6 protein-coding genes are annotated in these 7,955 nt (G+C 43.7%); 1 reads left to right on the top strand and 5 read right to left on the bottom strand.

Annotated features, from left to right (window positions below; all coding sequences use genetic code 11):
- Window positions 1–59: 59 nt before the first annotated feature.
- From prsR to A3729_RS20040, 3 genes are all read right to left on the bottom strand, one after another.
- Window positions 60–1,418, bottom strand: a complete 1,359-nt coding sequence (gene prsR, locus A3729_RS20030; RefSeq protein ID WP_082865148.1) for a PEP-CTERM-box response regulator transcription factor — start codon at window positions 1,416–1,418, stop codon at window positions 60–62.
- Window positions 1,419–1,469: 51 nt separating this feature from the next.
- Window positions 1,470–3,527, bottom strand: a complete 2,058-nt coding sequence (prsK, locus tag A3729_RS20035) for an XrtA/PEP-CTERM system histidine kinase PrsK (RefSeq protein ID WP_068515274.1) — start codon at window positions 3,525–3,527, stop codon at window positions 1,470–1,472.
- 425 nt (window positions 3,528–3,952) lie between these two features.
- Entirely contained in the window at window positions 3,953–4,768 is an 816-nt protein-coding gene (locus A3729_RS20040) for a YiiX/YebB-like N1pC/P60 family cysteine hydrolase (protein WP_068508906.1), read from the bottom strand.
- 178 nt (window positions 4,769–4,946) lie between these two features.
- Here A3729_RS20040 and A3729_RS20045 point away from each other — a divergent pair, with 178 nt between their 5' ends.
- The gene (locus A3729_RS20045) at window positions 4,947–5,357 is read left to right on the top strand and encodes a phasin family protein (RefSeq protein ID WP_068515273.1); all 411 of its coding nucleotides are present in this window, start codon (window positions 4,947–4,949) and stop codon (window positions 5,355–5,357) included.
- Between the two features lie 28 nt (window positions 5,358–5,385).
- Here the strand turns inward: A3729_RS20045 and A3729_RS20050 are convergent, their stop codons facing one another.
- Together A3729_RS20050 and A3729_RS20055 are read right to left on the bottom strand one after the other, a co-directional pair.
- On the bottom strand, window positions 5,386–6,003 hold the full coding sequence (locus tag A3729_RS20050) for a TetR/AcrR family transcriptional regulator (protein WP_068508108.1): 618 nt from the start codon (window positions 6,001–6,003) through the stop codon (window positions 5,386–5,388).
- 28 nt (window positions 6,004–6,031) lie between these two features.
- Window positions 6,032–7,501, bottom strand: coding sequence for an HD domain-containing protein (locus tag A3729_RS20055; RefSeq protein ID WP_231875476.1), 1,470 nt, complete (start codon window positions 7,499–7,501; stop codon window positions 6,032–6,034).
- Between the last annotated feature and the right edge of the window lie 454 nt (window positions 7,502–7,955).

Here is a 7,955-nt window from a genome sequence, read left to right on the forward strand (position 1 = left end):
GAGAAAAAGCCTGCATGAAGCAGGCTTTTTTCTTACTCCTATGAGTGTAGCGAATAGGGCTATTGCTCGTGGGTATTAATTCCAAACTTTTCCGTCAGGTTATAGAGTGTCGGCCTAGTAATTCCGAGTAGTCTAGCTGCTTGCGCCATATTATTCTGTGCGGCATGAATAGCTTGTGTGATTGCCGTTTTTTCTGCTGCGTCTCTTATTTGGCGAAGATTAAGCGCCTCTTCAGTCGCACAAGCATCATTTGACAGCTCAAGGTCTGAGCTCGTGACAAGCTTATCATCAGCCATGATGACTGCCCGCTTTACTTTGTTAATAATTTCTCGAACATTACCTGGCCATTCATAGCTCTTTATTGCTCGCATCGCATCTTCGTTAAATGCTAATGTCGGACGGTTCATTTGTTGAGCGAAAGTTTTAAGCAAAGCTTGTGCAATGATAATCGCATCACCGTCACGCTCCCTGATGGGGGGGATATTGAGAGAAATTTCACTCACTCGATAATAGAGATCCTCTCTGAATAAGTTTTGGTCAATGAGTTGTTGGACATTCTGGTGGGTTGCGCAAACAACTCGAACATCTACGGGTATCGGTTTAACGCCGCCAACTCTTTCAATCACTCTTTCCTGAAGGAAGCGTAATAGCTTAACTTGAAGCGGCATCGGCATGTCGCCAATTTCATCAAGAAATAAAGTGCCGCTATCTGCGAGTTCAATCTTTCCTTGTTTGGTTTGGGTTGCGCCAGTAAAAGCACCTTTCTCGTGTCCAAATAGCTCGCTTTCAAGCAGGTTTTCAGGAATTGCTCCGCAGTTAATAGCGACAAACGGGTTATCTTGCCTTGGGCTAACTTGATGAATTGCTTTCGCGAGTACTTCTTTTCCTGTCCCGGTTTCACCTAATAAAAGGGTCGTCACATCAGCAGGTGCTATTTTTTCTATCATTCGACAGACTTCTAGCATCTTGCTGCTACTCGCTATAATGCCCGCTAAGCGTGATGAGGATGAGCCTGTTGATAGTTCTTGATTTTGCTTCTCCAGCTCATGCATGCGGAAGGCTCGATCAACAATAAATGAAAGAATATCGGCATCTAAAGGTTTTTGGAAAAAATCACTTGCGCCCAAGCCAACAGCTTTGACAGCATTTTCTTTTTCCTCCCGTCCAGTAACAACGATTACTTTTGTTGTTGGGGCTAGCCTTAGTATCTCTTCGAGCGCTTGAAAGCCTTCGCTTGAACCGCCTGGGTCTGGAGGTAGTCCAAGATCCAGTGTCACGACTTGTGGCTCTTCACGACGGAGTATGGACAACGCAGCTTCCCTGTCTGATGCGAGATGTACGTCAACGCCTTCAAAACACCAACGCATTTGGCTTTGTAGGCCAGGATCATCTTCTACAATTAAAAGTTTTCGTTTCACGTTTAATTACCCGTACAGTCTTTGAAATAGCATTGAAATTTTACCCTTGAATTAACCTTTAGCCAGAGGAATTTTTAAGGTGAAGCAGGTGCCTACTTCTATCTGGCTCGTGACGCTGATTGTGCCGCCTAGTTTTCTTAAATATTCACGGCTTTGGTACACGCCGATTCCCATACCCGTAAGGCCTTTGGTACTTTCAAAAGGCTTAAATAATTGGTTCTGAATGAACTCTTCGCTCATACCAATGCCGCTGTCTTGTATAAAAAGAAAGATATGCTCGGAAGTTTGCTTGCTGGCAATGGAGACCTCTCCTGCTTTGTCGGTCGCATCTATGGCATTTTGAACGATATGCCCTATTGCGGAACGCAGTTGTTCTTTGTCTGCATGTATCCATATTGGCTGCTCAAGTGCTTCTAAAGACGGGGATGGGCTAGATTTTTTATGACTTTGGTAGATCTCTAGCAATATTTCACCTAGCTCAACGGAAGCTTCCTCATTGTTCTGGTTTGGATTATGAATTTGCTGTAGCAGGTGATCCATTTTCTCGACTGTATGGCTTGTCGTGCGAATCATATCGTCAACAAAAGCAGGGTTGGATTTGTGCTTTTCGGCATTCTTAACGAGCAAAGATAGCTGCGCGATAATGGTCTTTATATCATGAACCAGAAAGGCAGATGCTTTATTTACCGCTTCGAACTGCATGGCAGTACCTAGCTTTTCCTGAGAGTCACTTTGAACAATGTAGCTACATGCTTGCTGAGAAACAATTTTCAACAGGTCGTAATTCTCCCAGTTTAGGTCAATCGTTGCGATGGGTTCACATAGCAAGACTAATCCGGATAGGTTTTCACCGACCCCAAGGGGCAGAATCAGCCATGGGTGCTCGAGGTGAAGCATGCTTTCCGGAATTTCGATCAGCTTATATTTGCTTGGGTCTAGCATGTATTCATCGAGGTTGATGATCCAGTCATTTTGGGTGAAGAAGGTTATTAGCTCGGAATGATGGTCGATGTCTCCGAACTTTGCATCAGGTAGGTGGTATTGTGCTTTGGGTTTGAATAAACCTTCCTCGTCTTTAATCCAGATCGCGCCCGACTGGCTCCCGACCAAGTCGCCAAGGATTTTTATCGCCTGTAGTGATGGAGGGTGGGAGGTATCTGTATCAGAAAGCGCGCGTGTACTCTTGATCCATTCGTCGCGATAGTCGTATTTATAGTCGAAAAAATTCTTACTAATAAAAACCATTATACGTGCGCGTAGAATTGGAGAGCTAATTAGAAGTATTAATGTTATTAGGCCGATTACGATAAACAGTATTCGTAGAGCTTCACCCCACGTGCCACCAAATACACTGATATAGTAGCCACCGGCAGAAATTAAGATAAGGTAGATTCCGGCGACCACCAGTGTTGTCGAATGGAAAGCCATTTGACGTGAGACGTGCATTCCGATGACTTGTTTTTGGTTGTTCATTAAAGTCAACGCGATAAAAGGAGCGGCCAGGGCATTAATTGCGCCGCGCGTTTCCCATAGTGGGGCGGATAACTCGCGAAACAAGAGTGCATCTGAATACATAAAGAAGTCGTAGCAGAACAGGGTGCCAATCGCGATGGTTAGGTATTTGATTCCGGAACGGCTATACATATTCGCGCTACGCCATACTTGTTCTAAAAGTAAAAGTGCGACGATAGAAAGTGATACCTGAAACAACAGAATCGAATAGCTGGACACCCATTGTGAGCCTGAGATACCTTGGGCCAAGGTAATAAAGACCATAGCAGCGAGCAGAGCGAGAATGGCCGAACTGAGATAAAAGCGGTCTCTGCCTTGTTGTTGGTTAGGAATGAAGCTAATCCCCAAGAGCGCGTAGAGAACGTCAAACCAGGCTGCATTGCGAATGAGTTCAAAGGTGTATCGTAGATAGAATGGCACATCAAAGCCTAAGCCTTGTGCGACCAATGCGCCCATCCATAAACTGCTTGCTAGCGCAGCAAGTAGTAAGGAACGATCAACGGATCTGCGTAAATACTTGCTAGCGATAAATACTGCGAGTAGCAGGAAGGCCAGGAGTCCAATACTATTTGAAATAGTTAAGAATGAAATATTCATTGAGCCGGTAGTGTGCCTGAACGTACTTATATTGGAGTGTTTTGAAAATCTGAACCTGATAGTACTTGATAGAATTGATAAATGAACAAAGATTCAGTCTGTTAGTTTTAGTGTAGCAGAGTCATGAGCAGAGTTATTGATTAAATCGCTTGGATTTGAGATTACCTAAGAGAAGTATGTTCTTAATTCAGGTCAAGCAAAAAAACCGGATTCGCTGGGATACGAATCCGGTAAATAGTGCGAGTAGTATCCATGAAAGTCTTTCATTGCTGATAATTGCACTTCGCTTATCAGACACTCAAAGTATTAGTCAGATCGCTCAAAAAACAAGCATTTTTTAATGATATTTTCTTCTAAGTTGGCGTGCTAACCTTTGATATGGTTTTTAGCCGACGAGAGATTAGCCTGTGCTGGAACTCCAGCACTTAGCGGTGTGGTTTGTGTTCTGAGTGAATATTGTCCGTATCCCAGGGCAATAGGCGGTAATGAGGTTGTGATTGGGCAAAATTCATAAAAGGGTATTTGATGATGTCGAAATAGGGGGAGTAATCGAAATCACTGGGGGTGCACAGTTTGGGGTTGCGTCGATAGATTTTTACTTCATGTTGCTCGCTGCGCTTGACCAAGGGAAGAATCGGATACTGAATTGAAGCAAAAGCCTCTGCGATCATTGTTGAGCAGACTGTCTTCGTTGTGGTGCCTACATGTGAGGTGAATAGGCTCGAGCGCCATTTTCGTGGCATCACTAGCCAGGGAAACAGAAAGCGTAGTAAATCGAAGATTTGGCGAATATCGTAGTCGGTACCAAGTCGGCCGACTGCGTAATTTATTACTTTTTGAGCATCGCCATAGGTTAAATCCCTAGGTCGGCAAATGCGCATATGCTCTCTATCGTAAGTTGATAGCGGCCTGACTAGCGTACCCATACCAAGTTCACTTTCGACAATGAGCTGAACGTCGGGTTGCCCGTCAAAATATTCTTTAACCTTTTGTCTTGTGGTAGGGTCTTCAATTTCATGAAGCCGGCCAATATACAGAGCGGCATGTGACCAGCAGCTTTGAGTAATGGTTTTGATGACATCACTCACTCGGCTACGACCTTCGATGAGGATTACGTCGCCAGGTTTGATTTCGTAGCGTGTGCGCTCAAAGTCACTCATAGGAATGCTGCTGGGAGGACGCTCGTGTGTCAACCAGCCTACGATTAAATCAATTAGTGCCGATTTACTTATCAAACCCATTTCATAAACCTTTTATTATCGATACTATTGGGTATAGACAATAAAGCTGCATTCAACAAAGGCTAAATTGTAAAATCTTATTAATGCAGGGCTGGTTAAACGCTAGTTACTGAATCAATACCGGGTGTATAGCGACACGATTACCCGTATTGAGTAGTCTCGAACGAGAGGGTGAAATATGTCAAAAGATATCGACCAGAGCGATGAGATCAAACAAATAAAGGATGGTGACCAGAGCTCGCAGCTATCCGAGAAAATCAAAGAGTCTGCACGTCAGATCTGGTTGGCAGGTTTAGGGGCCTACAATAAAGCTGAAGAAGATACCGGAAAGATTTTCGACAAGCTTGTAAAGGAAGGTGAGGAAATAGAAAGCCTGACCCGTGGCGTAGTAGAAAAACAGTTCAAGGCGGTAGAGGATCGTGTTGAGGATGTTAGAGAGAAAGCCAGCGGTACCTTCGGTAAGCTTGAGAGTGTTTTCGATCAGCGAGTATCATCGGCTTTGGTGCGCTTAGGGATTCCAACTAATCATCGTGTTGCGGAACTGGAACAACGTGTGTCTGAGCTTGAGGCCAAACTGGCTGAGAAATAATCGTTTGATCAATGATTAGAAGAACGGCCTACAAGTAGGCCTTTTTCAATTCGTTGAGTAGTTGGCGCTGTTCTTTATCTAAAAACGGTGCCACCAGCGAGATAACCTGATAAACGCCTCGAGCGAGCATGTCTTCAGACAAACTCTTGTTGCTCGAGACAATGCAGTAATTGATCCAGAACGTTGCCGTTAGTACGATATTCTCACACAAGGCTTCGAGCTCATCATTATTTGCTTCGATACTGCCTTGCTCTTCTAGTCCCTTCAAAATATTGAGCGTAGCTTTCCTTTTCTTTTGAATGATTTTATTGAAGCGTAGCTTGATATTGTCATGGCGACCGAGCACATGGACGATATCTTTATAAAGAAATTGGTACTTTTCAATGTGCTCGAATATCAAGTGCAGAAAGAACCATTGATCCTCGATATCTGGCGTTGTATTGGGCGCTTCCAACAGAGCTCCCATTTCATTTTCAAACCACTCAAATAAATTCGTCAGAATGTCAGTTTTACTTTTGAAGTGGTAGTAAAGGTTCCCCGGGCTTATATCAAGCTCGTCAGAAATCAATAGCGTGGTGACATTCGGTTCACCCAGCTCATTGAAAAGCTCCAGGCTTTTATGGAGTATTCGATCTCTTGTTTTCATTAAACGTCCGGGTCCTTATCGTGTAAACTTAATACGTTTCCTTGTCGACGGGATTAAGATAAAAGTGTGTAATCCTTTCGTCGGTAAATTTATCAAAAAAACGACTGGTATCCGAGATTAATTTTAAGGTCGGTGCTTGTCTTTGATGATCTGATACTAATACTTTGATGTCTTCAAAACCATCTTTGATTTTTGTGAATCGTGCAGTAATGCTAGATGAGACTAATTGCTGCTCAGGGTGACCAAATTCCTTTGATAAGAAATTTAGGTAATGAAGCTCTTCTTCTTTGCTGAGGTTGTCTCGTGTCGCTAGATAGCGCATCTTATGTCTATCCAGAATACAGGAAGAGTAAGAGTTTTTCTTAACCGAAGCGTGCTTTCGAAAAGCTTCCCAGAAATAGCTGTCTGTTAGATACTTGAAACTATCAATATTGTCCAGACTGGCGTTAACGAAGCTCGACACTTCGGGGTTTTGCATCACTTCATCAATCGCAGCGCGGAGCAGCCAGTCGAAGCCTTGAGCTGTTTTGTGCGCGTAGACTTGTCGATACATTTGGTGACGACTATAAACAAAGTCTTCTAGAGAGCTTAGGCCTTTTTCCGCAATTGCCAGACCGAACCAGTTAGTTTGTGGACACCAACCAAAATGAATATTGCTTAGCAGGTGGTCCAGGTTAAAGCCTCCAATTGTGACCGAGGAGTGAAAACCGTCGCGAAGCATGTAATCGGCGCGGTCTGCATCCAGCTCACCCGATACCAGGCTTGATAAAACATGCTGTAATTTGCTGGCGAATTCATCAGGTAAGGAGTCCGGATTATTCGCCAGGTCGCTGGGAGCAATCAGCGGCCAAAGGGCGTGAGCGTGTCGATTAAATAAATCACTTGGGGAAATTGAGGTGGTTTCCATCAGAGACAGAATATCTAAAGGTTCCAGGCTTGGTGCTTTGTTATCGATATCTTGCAGTATTTGCCAGGCAGCACGAACTGAAAAGTGCTCATGCTCGAGTATTGTTGGCGGATCTTTATAGATAGCGCTGGTGTCAATGCCTGCCCAAAGATGTTCAAAACGTCCTCCTTGAGCAAGAAGGGATTTAATAGAGGGGGTTCGATTGAATTGGTGCGAGAAGCTGCTATGTCCAACATCATGTAGAAGGCAGGCACAACGAACAAGCCTGTGAAAGTAGCTGATAGCTTCTAGTGTGTCGGTTTTTACCACTGAACGCTGTTCTTGGGAGCAGCGTTTCAGACAGTTTTCAATCATTGCGCGGAACATGCGCCCGCCAACATGCATGACACCTACGCTATGTAAAAAGCGTGAGTGAGTCGCGCCAGGAAATACGAGAGAAAGGATATCGTTCTGACAAATAAAGCGTAGTCGCTGAAATAAAGGGTGGTCCACCATGGCCACTTCGTGGCTCAAAAGAGGTATGCCACCGTGTACTGGGTCCATGATTAGCTTCTTATGCGCCCCAAGTAAATCTTCTATCAATAAATTCAAGCAGCGTAGCCCCAATTGTTAATTAGTGTGAATACTCTAATGAATGAGAATAGTCTCAAGGTATATTTTGATAAAAAGAGTATGTTAATACTTAGCTTTTATGCAGAAGTATATTAATTCTTTAATTACTTTAGCATGCTTGTGCAGGTTTAATCAGTTTAAGTGAAATCGTTAGGAATTTGGCGTATCGCACGGTAAGTCTGTGATCTTTAGCCAGTCCCGGTGAAAAAATGAAATTATTCTCGGTTTTGGTTAGACGTGTATTCAGCTTGTCCTATACTCGAATTATTAAATTAACCTTGATGCCGCGCCAGGCATAGTATGTCGGGTGCCTTAAAGCTTAGCCGCTGTATATCAAGCGTTATAAAAAGGCTGTGATTAATTAGTGAGTATTGTATTGACCTTATTAAATAATGTTTGGCAGGTATAGATCATGGATCAGCTAGCTGAACAT

Source organism: Oleiphilus sp. HI0043, from assembly GCF_001634935.1.

Coding starts and splice junctions, on each gene's coding strand:
- A3729_RS20045 (WP_068515273.1), top strand. CDS start 4,947: ATGTCAAAAGATATCGACCAGAGCGATGAGATCAAACAAATAAAGGAT.
- prsK (WP_068515274.1), bottom strand. CDS start 3,527: ATGAATATTTCATTCTTAACTATTTCAAATAGTATTGGACTCCTGGCC.
- A3729_RS20040 (WP_068508906.1), bottom strand. CDS start 4,768: ATGGGTTTGATAAGTAAATCGGCACTAATTGATTTAATCGTAGGCTGG.
- A3729_RS20050 (WP_068508108.1), bottom strand. CDS start 6,003: ATGAAAACAAGAGATCGAATACTCCATAAAAGCCTGGAGCTTTTCAAT.